Origin of the sequence: Catenuloplanes indicus (assembly GCF_030813715.1) — a bacterium.
Classification (GTDB): Bacteria; Actinomycetota; Actinomycetes; order Mycobacteriales; family Micromonosporaceae; genus Catenuloplanes; species Catenuloplanes indicus.
On record NZ_JAUSUZ010000001.1, the window covers coordinates 4,939,962 to 4,957,430 of the forward strand.

A 17,469-nucleotide genomic window follows, 5' to 3' on the forward strand; every position below is an offset into this window, starting at 1 on the left:
CACGTGAAACATGAAAGCTGCAAGATCAGGAGATCTGCCGCTTCAGCCGGGCCAGGATCGCGTGGCCGCCGCGCACCCGGAGCGGGCTGATCACCTCGGCCAGGCCCATCCGTACGTACAGGTCGTCCGGCACGGCCAGCACCTCCGGCACGGTCGCGCCGGCCAACCCCTCCGCCAGGATCCCGGCGAACGCGCGCGTGGTCGGTGCCTCCGGCGGCGCGTCGAAGTACGTGGTCACCACGCCGTCCGCGCCGACCTCCGCGTGCAGGAAGAACGCGGTCTGGCACTCCGGCACCTGCTCCATGCCGTCGTGGGCCAGGGTCGGCGGCAGCGGCGGGACCGCGTCGGAGAACTCCAGCAGCATCTCCAGCACCACGTCCCGCGGCGCAGAGGCCAGTTCGTCGACGATCTCGGCCAGTTTCGGCGGCATCTCAGACATGATCACAAACTACGCTCCGCGGGTAGGTGGACCGTGACGTCCACCTACCCGGCGGGCGAACGTCTCAATCGCTGGTCAGGAGGCTGACCACGTCGGAGATCGGCACCTCGGAGCGCTCGTCCGTGGCACGTACGCGCAGCTCCACGACGCCGTCCGTGGCACCGCGGCCGACGACGACCGAGTGCGGCGCGCCGATCAGGTCCGCGTCCGCGAACCGTACGCCGGTGGACACCTTGGCCGGCCGATCGTCGAGCAGCACCCGCAGTCCCGCGGCGACCAGTGTGGAGGCCAGCTCAGTAGCGATCTCCAACTGCGCGCCCTTGCCGGCCGGGATCACCTGCACGTCGAACGGGGCCACCGACTTCGGCCACACCAGACCACGCTCGTCGCAGTGCTGCTCCGCGATGGCCGCGACCGCTCGGGAGACGCCCACGCCGTACGAGCCCATGGTGATCCGGACCGGCTTGCCGTCCTGGCCGAGCGCGTCCAGCCCGAACGCGTCCGCGAACCGGCGGCCGAGCTGGAAGATGTGCCCGATCTCGATGCCGCGGCGGATCTCCAGCGTGCCGTCCGCGCAGTTCGGGCACGGGTCGCCGGCGCGCACCTCGACCGCCTCGATGGTGCCGTCCGGCGTGAAGTCGCGGCCGGCGACCACGTTCGTGGCGTGCTTGCCGGGCTCGTTCGCACCGGTCAGCCACGCGCTGCCGGCCGCCACCCGCGGGTCGACCAGGTAACGGGCGTCGAGCTTCTGCGGCCCGATGTAGCCACGGACCAGGTCGGGCCGAGACGCGAAGTCCTCGAACATGGCGACCGCTGCCGGGTGCACCTGGGCCTCGACCCGCTTCAGGTCCACCTCGCGGTCACCCGGCACGCCGATGACCAGCAGTTCCTTCTCCGCGACACCGGGCCGGCTCAGCTGCACGACCACGTTCTTCAGCGTGTCCGCGGCGGTCCAGTCGGTACGGCCGGCCAGCCCGCGCGCGTTCGCCAGGTCGACCAGCGACTGGATCGTCGGCGTCTCCGGGGTGTCGTGCACCTCCAGCGCCGGGTGCTCCCCGTCGACCGGAGAGGGAGCGGGCGTGGTCACCGCTTCCGTGTTGGCCGCGTAGGAACAGGCCGCGCAGCCCACGAAGGTGTCCTCGCCGACCTCGGCCGCGGCCAGGAACTCCTCCGAACCGGAGCCGCCCATCGCGCCCGACTGCGCCGACACGATCGTGAAGTCGAGCCCGAGACGCTCGAAGATCCGCTGGTACGCGACGCGGTGCTTGGCATACGACTCCTCCAGACCGGCGTCCGTGAGGTCGAACGAGTACGCGTCCTTCATCAGGAACTCGCGCCCGCGCAGCAGCCCGGCCCGGGGCCGCGCCTCGTCGCGGAACTTCGTCTGGATCTGGTAGAGGATCACCGGGAAGTCGCGGTAGGACCCGAACAGGTCCTGCACCAGCAGCGTGAACAGCTCCTCGTGCGTCGGCGCCAGCAGGTACTCCGCGCCGCGCCGGTCCTTGAGGCGGAAGATGTCGTCACCGTAGGCGGTCCACCGGCCGCTCTTCTCGTACGCGTCCCGCGGCAGCAGCGCCGGGAAGTGCACCTCCTGCCCGCCGATCGCGCGCATCTCCTCGTGCACGATCGCGGCGACCCGGTCCAGCACCATCTTCCCCAGCGGCAGCCAGGTGTAGCCGCCCGGCGCGGCCCGCCGGACGTAACCGGCACGGACCAGCAACCTGTGGCTCGGAACCTCGGCCTCGGCGGGGTCCTCGCGGAGCGTGCGCAGGAACAGGGTCGACATGCGAAGCAGCATGCGAGAAGGGTACGGCGCACACCGCGGGCAACCATTGTCGGGCAGACTCGCGTCTGGGCTGACATGATCCCCTCAGCTGCCGTCAGGAGGACGCCGGTGGCCGACCCGCCGTCACCGGGCTTTGACGACTTCGTCCGAGGCCGCACGCCCGCGTTGCTGCGCGCGGCCTACCTGCTCACCGGGGATCAGCACCTGGCCGAGGACCTCGTGCAGTCCGCACTGGCCCGGACGCACCGCGCGTGGCAGCGGCTTGACCGGACCGGCAACGCGGAGGCGTACACCCGGAAGACCATGTATCACCTGCAGGTCTCCTGGTGGCGGCGCCGCCGGGTGGCCGAGGTGCCGCTCGACGCGCTGCCGGAGCGCACGGGCAGGCCCGGGGCCGACCTCGCGCTGCGGATGACGCTGCGGGCCGCGCTGCTGACGTTGCCGCCCCGGCAGCGCGCGGTGATCGTGCTGCGGTTTTTCGAGGACCGGACCGAGGTGGAGACCGCACAGCTGCTCGGCGTCACGGTCGGCACCGTGAAGAGCCAGACCGCGAAGGCGCTGGCCAAGCTGCGCACCGCGACCGACCTCGACGGGAGCCCGGCATGAACCTCGACCGACTCCGTACCGACCTGGCCGGCCTTGCCGATGAGGTCGAATACAAAGACCTGCGCGACCGCGCGGTACGCACGTCCCGCCGGATCGCGCGCATCCGGCTGGCGCTGGTCGCGGCCGGCACCGTGGCGGTCATCGGCATCACGTCCGCCGGTTTCGCCCTGCACCGCGACGACCGCGCTCTGCCGGAGATCGCCACGACGCGGACACTGCCGCCGGCCGGCGCGACGTCCGCGGTCTACATCGCCAATCTCGAAGGCTTCGGGAACATGGCGGTCTGGGACGGCGGTGGCGTGCGGACACTGCATTTCCGGGACCACCCGGTCGGCCGGTACGGCGGCGACGATCTCCGTGAGTCGCTGACCGTCTCGCCGGACGGCACCTACCTGTCCTGGATCTCGGCCGCCGGCCTGCACCTGAGCCGGCTCGGCGACAACGACATGGTCGTGCTGAACCGGCAGGACGGAGACTTCCGGATCAGTGGCGGCTGTTTCGGGCCGGAGTGGGCGTCCGACTCGACCCGGCTGCTGGCGGCGACGTCGCAGCCCACGCGGAACGCCGTGGAGACCGGCTGGTTCGCGGCCGACGGAGGAGCGTTCACGCCGCTCGTCGACGAGAAACTCCGGGGCGCCTGCGACGTGCACCTCAATGGCGACTGGGCGGCCTACACCACCAGTCCGCGGCTCGGGATCTTCGACACCTACGTGCGGAACCTGCGTACCGGCGAGACCAGGATGGTTCCGGACCTCTCCGCGAACCGGCTGGACTTTGAGATCAGCAGTGTCTCGCCGGACGGTAGCCGGATCACCGCCCGCCTGATCGACAACGATGACGAGCGCAATGCCGTGCCGCCGCGCACGCTGGAGGCCAATCACGTGATCGACACCAGGACCGGCGAGACGTTGCCGTTCGGCATCGAGACCGGCCGCCTGGGTGCGCACCAGCTCTTCTTCACGCCGGCCGGTGATCTGGTGGCTCGCTTCACCGAGGGCGACCGGTCATGGCTCACGCTCGTCGCGCCGGACGGCCGGCTGATCAGCCGGGCCGACGAACCCGCGGAGGTACGCGACTGGGTTCTGTTACGCCTGGTCACCCCTTGACCGGGCCAACACAACAACACACAAACCCGCCGCCGGGTACGTACGCGCGGCGGGTTTGTTGTTTTGAAGCTCACCTATCGCGGGCCTACCGGCCGGTAATGGGAGTCGGCAAAATGCCTGGGGACTGCAACTACCTAGTGGGGGACAGGTATGCGCTGGCGCAACTTCGTGGCCGTCGGGGACAGCTTCTCGGAGGGTATGGACGACCCGTACCCGGACGGCACGTTCCGCGGCTGGGCCGATCTGGTCGCCACCCGGCTCGCGGCCGAGGCCGGCCCGGACTTCCGCTACGCGAACCTGGCGATCCGGGGCCGGCTGCTGCCCTCGGTGACCGCGGACCAGCTGCCGGCCGCGCTGGCGATGCAACCCGACCTGGTCAGCTTCGCGGCCGGTGGAAACGACATCCTGCGCCCACGGTGCGAGCCGGCCGCGGTCTGCGACAGCTTCCACGACTCGATCACCCGGATCCGCGCGACCGGCGCCGACGCGATCGTGTTCCGGTTCGCGGACGTGACGCTGCGGCTGCCCGGCCAGCGTGTGATGGGCCCGCGCGTCGCCTACATGAACGCGCGCGTCGGCGAGACCGCGGCGCAGACCGGCGCCTACCTGATCGACCTGTTCGCGGACGACGAGTTCCGCAACCCGCTGCTGTGGAGCATCGACCGGCTGCACCTGTCCGAGGCCGGCCACCGCCGGACCGCCGCGCACGTGCTGAACGCGCTCGGCGTGGCCGTGGACGGGGACTGGATGCTGGTCCCGCCGCACCCGGCGCCGTCGCCGTGGCTGCTGGCACGCGGCGCGGACCTGCGCTGGGCCGGCCGCTACCTGGCGCCGTGGGTGAAGCGGCGGCTGACCGGCCGTTCCTCCGGCGACCTGATCACCGCGAAACGACCCTCGCTGGCACCGATGGTCCGGGAGGACGCGTAACTTAGGTGCCATGCCCGCATCCACGGATCCCGCACCGCACCTGCAGGACTACGCGCATCCCGAGCGCCTGGTGACCACCGACTGGCTGGCGGAGCACCTGCACGATCCCGGCCTGGTCGTGGTCGAGTCGGACGAGGACGTGCTGCTCTACGACACCGGCCACATCCCGGGCGCGGTGAAGGTCGACTGGCACACCGAGCTGAACGATCCGGTGACCCGGGACTACCTGACCGCGGAGCGGTTCGCGGAACTGTGTGCGGCGAAGGGCATCGGCCGTGACGACACGATCGTGTTCTACGGCGACAACTTCAACTGGTGGGCGGCGTACGCGCTCTGGGTCTTCACGCTCTTCGGCCACGCGGACGTGCGGCTGCTCGACGGCGGCCGGCAGAAGTGGGCGGCGGAGGGCCGGGAACTGACCCGCGAGCGCACCACCCGCCCGCGCGCCGACTACCCGGTACCGGCCCGCGACGACGCGCCGATCCGGGCGTTCCGCGAAGAGGTCGAGGCGCACGCGACCGCCGGCCGGCCGCTGGTCGACGTGCGCTCGCCGGGGGAGTACAGCGGCGAGCTGACGCATATGCCGGACTACCCGCAGGAGGGTGCGCTGCGCGGCGGGCACATCCCGGGCGCGGTGAACCGGCCGTGGAAGCAGGCGGCCCGTGAGGACGGCACCTTCAAGCCGGCCACCGAGCTACGCGAGATCTACGCGGACCTCACCGGCGCGGACGACGTGATCGCCTACTGCCGGATCGGCGAGCGGTCCAGCCACACCTGGTTCGTGCTGCGGCACCTGCTCGGGCTGCCGGCCGTGCGCAACTACGACGGCTCGTGGACCGAGTGGGGCAACCTGGTCCGCGCGCCGATCGTGAAGGGCCCGGATCCGCGTTGAGCGTCTGGCGCGAGTGGGGTCACGTCGTCCTGATCGCGTTCGCGCTGGTGCCGGTGGCGGTGCTGATCGCCGCCGGGCTGGCCGCGCTGCGCATGCGGCGTGGCCGGCCGCGGGAGGTCGCGTGGCGGCACAGCGCGGCCGAGATCGGCATGCTGGCCACCACGGTTCCCTGGGTGTGGATGATCCTGACCCCGCTGGACGCGCCGGGTCAGGTCTTCCTGGTTCCGTTCACCGACCTGCCGAACCAGGCCGCGGAGGGGCTGGTCTTCCTCGGCTACCAGGTGGGCGGCAACCTGCTGGTCTTCGCGGGGCTGGGTGCGCTCGCGCCGATCCGCTGGCCGGCGCTGCGCGGCGTCGGCCGGGTGCTGCTGCTCGGCGCGCTCGCCTCCGCCACCGTGGAGACGCTGCAGTTCGCGCTGGACCTGGGGCGTGTCGCCTCGATCGACGACGTCCTGGTGAACGCGACCGGCGCCGCACTGGCCGCGTTACTGTCCCGCCGCTGGTGGGAACCCATCATCGCGCGTGATTACGCTCCCACTGCTTGAACGATCGTTCAGCTTTTGCTTGACAGCGGGATAGGCTGAGCGGGTGACGGTGGACCAGCAGACCCCGAGCGTTCCGGGACAGAGCACGAAGAAGCGCTCCCGTAAGGACGAGATCCTCGGCATCGCCGTCCGGCTCTTCGCGTCCCGCGGTTATCACGGCGTCTCCATGGACGACATCGGCTCGGCCGCCGGTGTCACCGGCCCCGCGCTCTACCACCACTTCAAGGGCAAGGAGGCGATGCTGGTCGCGGCGCTGATACCGGTCAGCGAGCGCCTGCTGGCCGGCGGCCGGGAGCGCGTCACCCAGCACGAGGGCGACCCGCGCGCCGCGATCGAGTCGCTGATCGCCTTCCACGTCGAGTTCGCGCTGGCCAACCCGGCCGTGATCGCGCTGCACCTGCACGAGCTGGACCGCCTGCCGGAGGAACCGCGCCGGCAGATCCGCCGGTTGCAGCGCCTCTACGTGGAGGAGTGGGTGCAGGTACTGACCGTGCTGCGCCCCGAACTGAGCGCGGCCGAGGCGCGGGTGATGGCACACGCCGCGTTCGGCCTGATGAACTCCACGCCGTTCCTCGGCGGCGAGGTCGAGCGCGAGCGCCGGGCCACCCTGCTGCGCGCCGCGACGCTCTCCGCACTGGTGTACGCCGGATAACTCCAGAAGGGCGCTCCCGCATGATCGAGTCGTTGCTCATCGCGAACCGGGGCGAGATCGCCCGCCGGATCCTTCGCACCGCGCGCCGCCTCGGTGTGCGTACCGTCGCGGTGCACTCCGACGTGGACGCGGACCTGCCGTTCGTGCGTGAGGCGGACGAGGCGGTCTGCATCGGGCCGGCCGATCCGGCGCTGAGCTACCGCAACGCCGAGGCGATCCTCGCGGCGGCGAAGTCGACGGGCGCGCAGGCGATCCACCCGGGTTACGGCTTTCTCTCGGAGAACGCGGAGTTCGCCCGTACCGTCGCGGGCCAGGGTTTGATCTGGGTCGGTCCGGGCGCGGACGCGATCGCCGCGATGGGCGACAAGATCCGGGCGCGGAATCTGATGGAGGCGGCCGGGGTGCCGGTGGCGCCCGGCACCCGCGAGCCGGTCGCGGACGTCGAGTCCGCGCTGGCCGCGGGCATCGACTACCCGGTGATGATCAAAGCTGCAGCGGGCGGCGGCGGCATGGGCATGGCGGTCGCGGCGGACGAGACCGCGCTGCGCGCCGAGTTCGACAAGGTCCGCGCGTTCGCGGAGCGCATGTTCGGTGACGGCTCCGTGCTGCTGGAACGCTACTTCCCCCGGGTACGGCACGTGGAGGTGCAGATCCTCGGTCTGGCGGACGGCCGGGTGGTCGCGCTCGGCGAGCGCGAGTGCTCGGTGCAGCGCCGCAACCAGAAGGTCGCTGAGGAGGCGCCGTCCCCGGCGGTCACGCCCGAGCTCCGCGAGCGCCTGCTGGCCGCCGCGGTCCGGGCCGGTGAGGCCGTCGGCTACCGCAACGCCGGCACCGTGGAGTGCCTGCTCGACCCGGCCAGCGGCGAGTTCTTCTTCCTGGAGATGAACACCCGGCTGCAGGTCGAGCACCCGGTCACGGAGCTGGTCTGGGGTGTGGACCTGGTCGAGGAGCAGTTGCGGGTGGCGTCCGGGCTGCCGCCGGTGTTCACCGGCCTGCACCTGAACGGCCACGCGATCGAGCTGCGCGTCAACGCGGAGGACCCGAAGCGCTTCCTGCCCGGCCCCGGCGTGGTCACCACCTGGGCCGAGCCGTCCGGCGAGGGCGTCCGGGTGGACTCCGGGTACGCCGAGGGCACCACGGTCCCGCGCTTCTACGACTCGTTGATGGCCAAACTGATCGTCTTCGGCGCGGACCGGGAGCAGGCGCTGGCCCGCGCGCGCGACGCGGTCGCCGGGTTCGAGATCGCCGGGCCGAAGTCGAACCTGCCGTTCTTCGCCGAGCTGCTGGAGAACGAGGAGTTCCGGTCCGGCGACTACGACACCGGCATTGTGGGCCGGATGAGGGGACGGTAGCCGATGGTCTCGATCCGCGAGGTCGGCCCGCGCGACGGGCTGCAGAACGAGGAGCCGGTGCCCACCGACGCCAAGGTCCGGCTGCTGGACGCGCTCTCCGCCACCGGCGTGCGGCGGATCGAGGCGGTGTCCTTCGTGCACCCGAAGGCGATCCCGCAGATGGCCGACGCGGACGAGGTGTGGACACGAGCACGCAAGGCCCACGGCGTGCGCTACTCCGCGCTGGTGCCGAATCCGCGCGGCGCCGAGCGCGCGCTGGCCGCCGGCTTCACCGAGCTCGAGGTGGTGGTGTCGGCCAGTGACACGCACAACCGGCGCAACCTCAACCGGTCCACCGAGGAGTCGCTCGCCGGCCTGACCGAGCTGATCGCGACCGTGCACGCGGCCGGTGCCACGGTGGAGGTGATCGTGGCGACCAGCTTCGGCTGCCCGTACGAGGGGGACATCGCGCCCGCCCGGGTGGCCGGCATCGTGGAGCGGGTGCTCGGTGACGGCGCGGACCGGATCGCGTTCGGCGACACCACCGGCATGGCAACCCCTCGCCGGGTACGGGACCTGCTGGCCGCGGTCGGGCGGATCCCGCTGCTGCTGCACTTCCACGACACGCGCGGCACCGGCCTGGCGAACATCCTGACAGCGCTGGAGTTGGGCGTGACCGAGTTCGACGCGAGCGTGGGTGGTCTGGGCGGCTGCCCGTACGCGCCGGGCGCCTCCGGCAACGTGGCCACCGAGGAAGTTGTCCACATGCTGCACGACATGGGCATCGACACCGGCATCGACCTGGAGAAACTTCTGGAGGCCGCGGCACTGGCCGAGCAGATCACCGGACGGGAGCTGCCGTCCGGCGTCTTGCGCGCCGGCCCGCGCTCCCGATTGGTGTCGCAGTAAATCCGATTCGTTGCGTATCCCGCCCTTATCCGCTTCGTTACCTAATTCGGTGAGAGCGTTTCGTCCAATTTGCGTGGATGAAGCGCCCGCCGAACGACGTGCCGACGGACGAGGGGCGGACCAATGGCGGAGCAACGGGCGGGACGTGCGTCATGCACGACCGTGCCCGCGACCGCCGTCCCGCCCTTTGGCGTGTCCGCGGTCCTGCGATCAGTCAACCAGGTGGTGGCGGATCGCCGGGGACGCCGGCCGGTCCTGCGCACGCTCGTGATCAGTGGCATCGCGGGGGCGGCCTGGCTGCTCTCCGCCGCTGCCGCCCACGCCGCAGAGCCTGAGACGCCTACCGAGGCCGCGCACCGCGGTCCGGGCGTGCTCTCCCTCGTCAACGACCTCGGCACCGGGGTGGTCGAGGAGCGAGCACCCTCGCTGGTCGGTGAGCTTCTGACGCCTGCGGCGCTGCCGATGGACCACCTCCTCGGCAACGGCATCTCCGCCCGGACCGACACGGCGATGCCGGCACGCCAGCCGGCGGAGCCGAACGCTCCGGCGCACACGCTACGCACGCTCGTCACCGGCGACGGTGCCGAGCGGGAGCCCGTCGCATCGATCTGCCTCATCGGCGGACCGGCCGGCTCCACGAACCCCGCCCTCCGGCACCCGGCCGCCGCATCGGCCGGTCCGGCGGGCCAGGACGGATCGGACCCGGATCCCGGCGGTCCCGGGATCGACTCCGTCACCGCGTTCCCGGACGTGGTGGTTCCTACTCCGGTCACCCCGCTCACGGGTGTCACCGCCGCGAGCACCGCGCCCACCCGGGTGCCGGCGGCGGCGGTCGTGACCGGCATGCGGCTCGACTCGGAGCCCGGGCGGGCCGCGCGCTCGGCGCCCGCCGAGCCGCTCCCGCTCCGAGGCGCCCGGACGGGTGCCCCGGAGCAGCCTCCCGCCGCGCCGCTGCCGATCGGCCCCGTCAAGGGCACATCGGGCGGTACGACGGGAGCACCGACCGGCGGGTCGGTAGTGCACACCGACGGTGGCTCGTCCGCCGTCAGCTCCGCCGCGGTCATGGGCACGATGGGGGCCGCGTCCCGGCCTACCGCCCCGGCCGATGTCGTGGTGCCCCGGCGCGACGCCGAGGCCCCGACCATTTCTCCGGATTAGGGATCGTTCCGCCGGCGTATCGGTGCCGGTCGGCTCTCCCGACCATTACCAGGGGAAACAGCACAAAGGTCCAGGGCACCGCCGCGCCCGGCAAGGCGTTCGTTCGCCCGCCGGACTACGGATTCGGCACCACAACCTAATAGCGAAATTCCGCAAGAGACATTCTCTTTTCTTATTTCGAAAGGTTATTGCCTTCCCATGAAGACTTGGGTTCGCAAGACTCTGAGCGTCGGCGTGCTGACCGCGGGCGCGCTGCTGCTCGCGCCGACCGCCGCCCAGGCGGCCGACATCCAGCAGGCCTCGACGTCCGACGGTGACACCGACGGCATCCTGAACAACGCGTCGATCGCCGCGCCGATCGACATCCCGATCAACCTGTGCAGCGTCGCGGCCGGCGTGCTCGGCGACGGCTACGCCGCGTCCGAGTGCTCCAACGAGCTGCCGGAGCACTCCATCACCCAGGGTTCGGGTGGCGGCGACGTCGACGGCATCGGCAACAACCTCCAGGTCGCTGCGCCGATCCAGGTGCCGGTCAACGTCATCGGCGTTGCCGCGGGCATCCTGGGCGACGCGTCCGCCGAGGGCGTGGGCAAGAACGGCGGCAGCGCCGAGACCGAGTCCGCGATCACCGAGCGCGGGACCAAGCGGCACGGCGGCGGCCAGGGCAAGAGTGCGGGCGGCCACGACGTCGACGGCATCGGCAACAACCTGTCGGTCGTCGCGCCGATCCACGTGCCGGTGAACGTCGGCGGCATCGCGGTCGGTGACGCCAAGTCGGCGGCCAAGCTGAGCAACGGCGGGCACGGCCACGGCGGTGCCGAGGGCGCTGCGATCATGCAGAACACCTCCGGCGGCGACGTCGACGGCGTTCTGAACAACGCCAGCGTCGCGGTTCCGGTCGACGTGCCGATCAACCTGTGCGGCGTCGCGGTCGGGCTGCTCGGCGACGGCGAGGCCGCCGCCGACTGCAAGAACGAGGGCTCCCACTGGGGCGAGGCCGGTATCCACCAGGGTGGCGGCTCCGGCGACGTCGACGGCGCGCTGAACAACCTCCAGGTCGCGGTGCCGGTCAACGTGCCGATCAACATCTGCGGCATCGCGGCCGGTGTGCTGGGCGACGGCGAGGCCGCCGCGCAGTGCTCCAACGGCGGCGACGAGGGCAACGGCGTCTCCCCGGAGCAGCCGGACTCGCACTACCCGGGTGACGACGAGGAGCCCACCGACGAGGAGCCGGTGGACGAGGAGCCCGTGGACGAGGAGCCGGTGGACGAGGAGCCGGTGGACGAGGAGCCGGTCGACGAGGAGCCGGTCGACGACGGCAGCGGCGACCCGTCCGGCGACTACGACGGTGTCAGCCCGGACGCCTACGGCGACGGTGCGGACGCGGCCGCCGGTCGTCACTCGGCCGAGTCGCTGGAGCTCCCGGTCGTCAGCGGCCTGACCAAGGGCGGCAACAACAGCCTGGGCAACGGCCTGCCGGTGCAGAACCTGCTCTCCGGCCTGCTGGGCTGACGCACCACGTAACACCGGAAAGCCCCCGCGCGGTCTTCGCGCGGGGGCTTTTCCCTGGCGCGCGCACCGGAGCTGGGATACCCTAACGATCGTTAAGCGACGGTGCGGGGAGGTCCGGTGACGCTCGACGAGGCGACCCTGGCGGAGATGCGCAAGCGCGCCGAGGCGGGTGGCGCCGAGAAGTACCACGCCGCCAACGCCGCGAAGGGCAAGCTCTTCGCACGCGAGCGCATCGCGCACCTGGTCGACGAGGGCTCGTTCACCGAGGACGGGCGCTACGCCAACGCACTGGCCGACGGCCTTCCGGCGGACGGCGTGATCACCGGCACCGCCACCGTCGCCGGCCGCCCGATCTGCCTGATGGCGAACGACTCCACGGTCAAGGCCGGCTCCTGGGGCGCCCGCACGGTCGAGAAGATCATCAGAATCATCGAGCGGGCGTACGAGCGCGGCCAGCCGATGATCTACCTGGTCGACTCCGCCGGGGCTCGGATCACCGACCAGGTCGACCTGTTCCCCGGCCGGCGCGGCGCTGGCAAGATCTTCCACACCCAGGTCCGCGCGTCCGGCGCGATCCCGCAGGTCTGCGCGCTGTTCGGCCCGTCCGCGGCCGGTGGCGCCTACATCCCGGCGTTCTGCGACGTGGTCGCGATGGTGGACGGCAACGCCAGCATGTACCTCGGCTCCGACCGGATGGTCCGCATGGTCACCGGTGAGCAGACCACGCTGGAGGAGATGGGCGGCGCGCGCGTCCACTGTGCGGAGTCCGGCGTCGGCCATTTCCTGTGCAAGTCCGAGGTGGAGGCGCTGGACGTGGTCCGCCGCTACCTCTCCTACCTGCCGGACAACTGGACGCGGCAGCCACCCGTCGCCGACCCGGCCGACGCGCCCGCGGTCGACCTCGGCGGGCTGGTCCCGGCCAGCGAGCGGCAGGCGTTCGACATGCGCCGGTTCGTGAAAGGCCTGCTCGACCGCGACTCGTTCCTGGAGATCCAGGCACTGTGGGCGCGCGAGCTGACCGTCGGGTTCGGCCGGCTGAACGGCCGTACCGTCGGGGTCCTCGGCAACAACTCGATGTTCAAGGGCGGCGTGCTGTTCGTCGACTCCGCGGACAAGGCGGCCCGGTTCGTGCAGCTCTGCGACGCGTTCAACGTGCCGCTGCTCTTCCTCGCGGACGTGCCCGGCTTCATGGTCGGCACCGCGGTCGAGAAGCAGGGCATCATCCGGCACGGCGCCAAGATGATCAGTGCGGTTTCCGAGGCCACGGTGCCGAAGATCTGCGTGGTGGTCCGCAAGGCGTACGGCGCCGGCCTGTACGCGATGGCCGGCCCCGGTTTTGACCCGGACGCCACGATCGCACTGCCTACCGCCAAGATCGCGGTGATGGGCGCGGAGGCCGCGGTGAACGCGGTCTACGCCAACAAGATCGCCGCGATCGGGGACGAGGCCGAGCGGGACGCGTTCGTCGCCGCCCGCCGCGCGGAGTACGAGCGGGACATCGACATCGCGCGCCTCGCGGGTGAGCTGGTCGTGGACACCATCGTGCCCCCGGCCGAGCTGCGCGCCGAGCTGATCGCGCGGTACGCGGCCGCGGACGGCAAGGACCGCTCGTTCGCCCGCCGCCGGCACGGTGTGACGCCCGTCTAGAAGGGAGATCCGCATGCTCAGCGAGGAACACGAGGCCCTGCGCGCGAGCGTGCGCGACTTCGCCCGTGAGGTGGTCGCGCCGGTCATCGGCGAGTTCTACGAGAAGCACGCGTTCCCGTACGAAATCGTCCGCCGGATGGGCGCGATGGGCCTGTTCGGCCTGCCGTTCCCGGAGGACGCGGGTGGCATGGGTGGCGACTATCTGGCGCTCTGCCTGGCGCTGGAGGAGCTGGCCCGGGTCGACTCCAGCGTGGCGATCACGCTGGAGGCCGCGATCTCGCTCGGCGCGATGCCGATCTACCGGTTCGGCACCGACGAGCAGCGCACCCGCTGGCTGCCGGACCTGGTCAGCGGCGAGCGGCTGGCCGCGTTCGGGCTGACCGAGCCGGGCGCGGGCTCGGACGCGGGCGGCACCGTCACGCGCGCGGTGCTGGACGGCGACGAGTGGGTGATCAACGGCGGCAAGTGCTTCATCACCAACTCCGGCACGGACATCACGTCGCTGGTCACGGTCACCGCGGTGACCGGCACGAACCCGGACGGGTCCAAGGAGATCTCCGCGATCATCGTGCCGAGCGGCACGCCCGGCCTGACCGTGCTGCCCGGCTACTCCAAGGTCGGCTGGTGCGCGTCGGACACGCACGAGCTGATCCTGGAGGACGTGCGCGTCCCCGCGGCGAACCTGCTCGGCACGCGCGGCCGTGGCTTCGCCCAGTTCCTGCGCATCCTCGACGAGGGCCGGATCGCGATCGCGGCGCTGGCCACCGGCCTGTCCCAGGGCTGCGTGGACGAGTCGCTGGCCTACGCACGCGGGCGACACGCGTTCGGCCACCCGATCGGCGACTTCCAGGCGATCAAGTTCAAGATCTCCGACATGGAGGTACGGACGCACACCTCCCGCCTGGCCTATCACGACGCGGCCGCGCGACTGATCGCCGGTGCGGACTTCAAGCGCGCGGCCGCGATCGCGAAACTGCACGCCAGCGAGGCCGCGGTGACCAACGCGCGCGAGGCCACCCAGATCCACGGCGGATACGGCTTCATCAACGAGACGCCGGTGGCCCGATTCTGGCGCGACTCCAAGATCCTGGAGATCGGCGAGGGTACGTCGGAGGTCCAGCGCATGATCATCGCTCGTGACCTCGGCATTTGACTGTCGGTTATCGGCGGTCGGCCGGTCGGTCCGCTGACGATCGACTTCCGGCGTGTGATAGGCGCCCGTAGTCTTCCGCCATGACCGTGGATCATGGCTCTGACCAGCATGGAATCGGCTTCGCCGGTCTGCTGCGGGCACGACGGGCCACCGCGGGCATGACGCAGGCAGACCTGGCCGCCGCGGCCGGCATCGGCGTTCGCACGGTCCGTGACCTGGAGCGGGGGCGGGCGTCCCGGCCGCAGCGCACCACGGTGGAGCTGATCGCCACCGCGCTCTCGCTCTCCGGCCGGGACCGCGCCGAGTTCCTCGCGGCCGCGCGTGGCCGTCCCGCCGTACCCGGCCAGCCGGCGCCGCCGCGCAACGGCCTGCCACCGCCGATCGAGCTGATCGGCCGGGACACCGAGGTCGCGGACGTGGCGGAGCTGCTCACCACGTCCGGACCGCCCGGCGTGGTGACGTTGGTCGGGCTGGCCGGGGTCGGCAAGACCAGCCTCGGCCTCGCGGTCGCGGAACGCGTCGCCGGTGCGCACCCCGGCGGCACGGCCGGCACCGTGATCACCGAGCTGTCCAGCGGCAGCGACGTGCTGGCCCAGCTGGCCGCGGTGCTCGGCGTGGCCCGCGCGGCCGACCTGCGCGCCCGGCTGCGCGGCGAACGCACGTTCGTGATGATCGACGGCGTCGAGCGCGCACCGGACGCGGTCGCGGAGGCGCTGCACTGGCTGATCGAGTCCGCGCCCAACCTGCGCGTGCTGGCCACCGGCCGGCACCCGATCGGGCTGCCCGGCGAGCACGTCTGGCCGGTCGGCCCGCTGGAGACGCCGCCACCGGACGCGCCGGACATCACCGCCTACCCCGCGGCCGCGCTGTTCCTGGCCCGGCTCCGGCAGGTGCGCCGCGACCCGATCACGGACGAGGAGTCGGTCGCGCTCGGCGCGCTGCTGCGCCGGCTCGGTGGGCTGCCGCTCGCGCTGGAACTGGCGGCCGCGCGCGGCAGGCTGCTCGACATCGACGAGATCCTGCAACGGTACGGAGACCGCGTGCTCGACCTGTCCGGCCGGCCCGGCAGCCGCCCGTCCGTGGACGTCACGCTGCGTGATGCGGCCGCCGCCAGCTACCGGCTGCTGGAACCGGCCGAACGCGCGGGCCTGCGCCGGCTCGCCGCGTTCCGCAACCGCTGGTCGGTGCGCCTGGCTGCGGCGATCCTGTCCGACGACGACGACGAGCCGGCCGACCCGCTGCCGCTGCTGGACCGGCTGCTGGAGTTGGGCCTGCTCGGCGTGCGCGGCGCCGGTCCGTTCCGGTTCCGGCTGGTCGACGTGGTCCGCGACCTCGCGGAGGAGCGGGCCGTCGCGCGCGGCGAGGCCACCGCGATCCGCACCCGGCACGCGGCCGTCCTCGCCCGGCTGGCCGAACGCACCGCCCCGCAGCTGGCCGGGCACGACCTGAGCGGCGGCGTCGGCCGGCTGGACGAGGTGTCCGGCGACCTGTGGGCCGCACTGGCCCACGCCGCGAACGACGACCCGCACACCGCGCTGCGCCTCGCCGCCGCGTTACCCCGGTGGTGGCGGTTCCGCGGGCGGGACGTGGTCGGCCGGCACTGGTTGCGCCGCCTGCTCGCGGACCCGCGCACCGGTGACGCGGACCCTCGGATCCGGGCGTGGGCGCAGGTCGGGCTGGGCCGGCTCGCGCTGGAGCACGGCGCGGGTGCGGAGGAACTGCCGGCCGTGACCGATGCGCTGGCCGAGTTCCAGCGCCGCGGCGACGTGGCCGGTGAGCTCGCGGCCCGCAACCTGCTGTGCGCGCTGTGGATGACCAACGGGGGGTACGACGAGGCCCGCCGGCACGGCGAGGCCGCGCTCGCGCTCGCCACCCGGACGGACCGCCCGCGCGACATGACGGTCGCGCAGAACAACCTGACCTGGCACGAGGTCCGGAGCGGCGACCTGCGCGCGGCCCGGCGCCGGCTGGCCGCGGTGGACCGGCTGGCCGCGCAGCAGGGCGACGACCGGCTGCGGGCGCTTGCGATGGCGAACCTGGCCGAGGTGAGCCGGCTCGGCGGCCGGTACGCGGAGGCACAGGCGCTCGGCCATCGCGCGACCGAGGTACTGGAGCGGCAGGGCGATCCCGGCCACCGGCGGCGGCTGCTCGGCACGATCGGGATCGCGGCCGCGCAGGCCGGTGACGCGGAGACGGCCGGCCAGATTCTGACCGAGCTGCGCGAGCCGGCCGGCGTGCCGGACGACCCGGACGAGCGGCGGCCGGCCGTGACCGAGGGACAGATCGCGATGATCGAGGCGTACCTGGCGTCCGGTCGCGGCGAGCGGGAACTGGCCGTGGAGTGGTTCACGGCCGCGGCGGACTCGCACACGGGCGGTCACGATCTGCGCGACGTGGCGGAGGCGCTGGTCGGACTGGCGGCGAGCACGGAGGACGCGCAGCAGCGCGCGTCCGTGCTGGCCCGGCTGGCCGAGGTGTGCAAGCTCGGCGGCATCACGCTGCTTCCGGCCGAGCGGGAGCGCAGCGGCGCAGGCTTCTGAGCCAGCACCCGGGCGCCTGAAGGAAACCGGCGCCGGCCGCTGGTGAGCGGCCGGCGCCGGCAGGCGCGCACCCCCGTGCACGCGCGACGCGACGGAAACCCCGCAGAGGCCCCCCGACCTCCGTGCGTAAACACCCCCCGGTGTGCGTCCCCGTGCGCGGGAAATCTAACCGATCACCCGAGGTCTTTTGTCCGTTTGGACGGCAATGCCGCTTGAGGTGGTCTCTTCTGCCTCTTGTTCTGCCGGTTACCCACCCGGATCACGCA

At 72.1% G+C, this 17,469-nt stretch carries 15 protein-coding genes; 13 read left to right on the forward strand and 2 right to left on the reverse strand.

Features of this window, described 5'->3' with window-relative positions; translation table 11 throughout:
- Positions 1 to 25: 25 nt before the first annotated feature.
- Both J2S42_RS22200 and J2S42_RS22205 read right to left on the reverse strand, forming a co-directional pair.
- Positions 26 to 439, reverse strand: coding sequence for a SufE family protein (locus tag J2S42_RS22200; protein WP_307242042.1), 414 nt, complete (start codon positions 437 to 439; stop codon positions 26 to 28).
- Positions 440 to 503: 64 nt separating this feature from the next.
- On the reverse strand, positions 504 to 2,237 hold the full coding sequence (locus J2S42_RS22205; protein ID WP_307242044.1) for a proline--tRNA ligase: 1,734 nt from the start codon (positions 2,235 to 2,237) through the stop codon (positions 504 to 506).
- A 96-nt stretch (positions 2,238 to 2,333) separates the two neighbouring features.
- Here J2S42_RS22205 and J2S42_RS22210 point away from each other — a divergent pair, with 96 nt between their 5' ends.
- The 13 genes from J2S42_RS22210 to J2S42_RS22270 all read left to right on the forward strand — a co-directional run bounded on the left by J2S42_RS22210 (position 2,334) and on the right by J2S42_RS22270 (position 17,203).
- Entirely contained in the window at positions 2,334 to 2,831 is a 498-nt protein-coding gene (locus J2S42_RS22210) for a SigE family RNA polymerase sigma factor (protein ID WP_307242046.1), read from the forward strand.
- A complete protein-coding gene (locus tag J2S42_RS22215) occupies positions 2,828 to 3,937 on the forward strand; it encodes a TolB-like translocation protein (RefSeq protein WP_307242048.1) in 1,110 nt (369 codons plus the stop codon). The genes J2S42_RS22210 and J2S42_RS22215 overlap by 4 nt, the downstream gene beginning before the upstream one ends.
- Positions 3,938 to 4,087: 150 nt before the next feature.
- The gene (locus J2S42_RS22220) at positions 4,088 to 4,864 is read left to right on the forward strand and encodes an SGNH/GDSL hydrolase family protein (protein ID WP_307242050.1); all 777 of its coding nucleotides are present in this window, start codon (positions 4,088 to 4,090) and stop codon (positions 4,862 to 4,864) included.
- A 10-nt stretch (positions 4,865 to 4,874) separates the two neighbouring features.
- Positions 4,875 to 5,756 (forward strand): sulfurtransferase, encoded by an 882-nt coding sequence (locus tag J2S42_RS22225; protein ID WP_307242051.1) that lies wholly within the window; start codon positions 4,875 to 4,877, stop codon positions 5,754 to 5,756.
- Positions 5,753 to 6,301, forward strand: coding sequence for a VanZ family protein (locus J2S42_RS22230; RefSeq protein ID WP_307242053.1), 549 nt, complete (start codon positions 5,753 to 5,755; stop codon positions 6,299 to 6,301). Before J2S42_RS22225 ends, J2S42_RS22230 begins: the two co-directional genes overlap by 4 nt.
- Positions 6,302 to 6,344: 43 nt before the next feature.
- Positions 6,345 to 6,953 (forward strand): TetR/AcrR family transcriptional regulator, encoded by a 609-nt coding sequence (locus tag J2S42_RS22235; protein ID WP_307242054.1) that lies wholly within the window; start codon positions 6,345 to 6,347, stop codon positions 6,951 to 6,953.
- A gap of 20 nt (positions 6,954 to 6,973) precedes the next feature.
- The gene (locus J2S42_RS22240; protein WP_307242056.1) at positions 6,974 to 8,305 is read left to right on the forward strand and encodes an acetyl-CoA carboxylase biotin carboxylase subunit; all 1,332 of its coding nucleotides are present in this window, start codon (positions 6,974 to 6,976) and stop codon (positions 8,303 to 8,305) included.
- Positions 8,306 to 8,308: 3 nt separating this feature from the next.
- Positions 8,309 to 9,193 carry a hydroxymethylglutaryl-CoA lyase gene (locus tag J2S42_RS22245; RefSeq protein WP_307242057.1) on the forward strand — a complete coding sequence of 295 codons (885 nt, stop codon included), beginning with the start codon at positions 8,309 to 8,311 and terminating at the stop codon, positions 9,191 to 9,193.
- Positions 9,194 to 9,385: 192 nt separating this feature from the next.
- Positions 9,386 to 10,351: a hypothetical protein gene (locus J2S42_RS22250; protein WP_307242059.1), complete on the forward strand. Its 966-nt coding sequence runs from the start codon at positions 9,386 to 9,388 to the stop codon at positions 10,349 to 10,351.
- A gap of 198 nt (positions 10,352 to 10,549) precedes the next feature.
- Positions 10,550 to 11,863: a hypothetical protein gene (locus J2S42_RS22255; protein ID WP_307242061.1), complete on the forward strand. Its 1,314-nt coding sequence runs from the start codon at positions 10,550 to 10,552 to the stop codon at positions 11,861 to 11,863.
- Between the two features lie 147 nt (positions 11,864 to 12,010).
- The gene (locus J2S42_RS22260; protein WP_370879421.1) at positions 12,011 to 13,510 is read left to right on the forward strand and encodes an acyl-CoA carboxylase subunit beta; all 1,500 of its coding nucleotides are present in this window, start codon (positions 12,011 to 12,013) and stop codon (positions 13,508 to 13,510) included.
- Positions 13,511 to 13,523: 13 nt separating this feature from the next.
- Complete coding sequence (locus J2S42_RS22265; RefSeq protein ID WP_307242065.1) at positions 13,524 to 14,663, forward strand: acyl-CoA dehydrogenase family protein; 1,140 nt, start codon at positions 13,524 to 13,526, stop codon at positions 14,661 to 14,663.
- Between the two features lie 80 nt (positions 14,664 to 14,743).
- The gene (locus tag J2S42_RS22270) at positions 14,744 to 17,203 is read left to right on the forward strand and encodes an ATP-binding protein (RefSeq protein ID WP_307242067.1); all 2,460 of its coding nucleotides are present in this window, start codon (positions 14,744 to 14,746) and stop codon (positions 17,201 to 17,203) included.
- Positions 17,204 to 17,469: the final 266 nt, after the last annotated feature.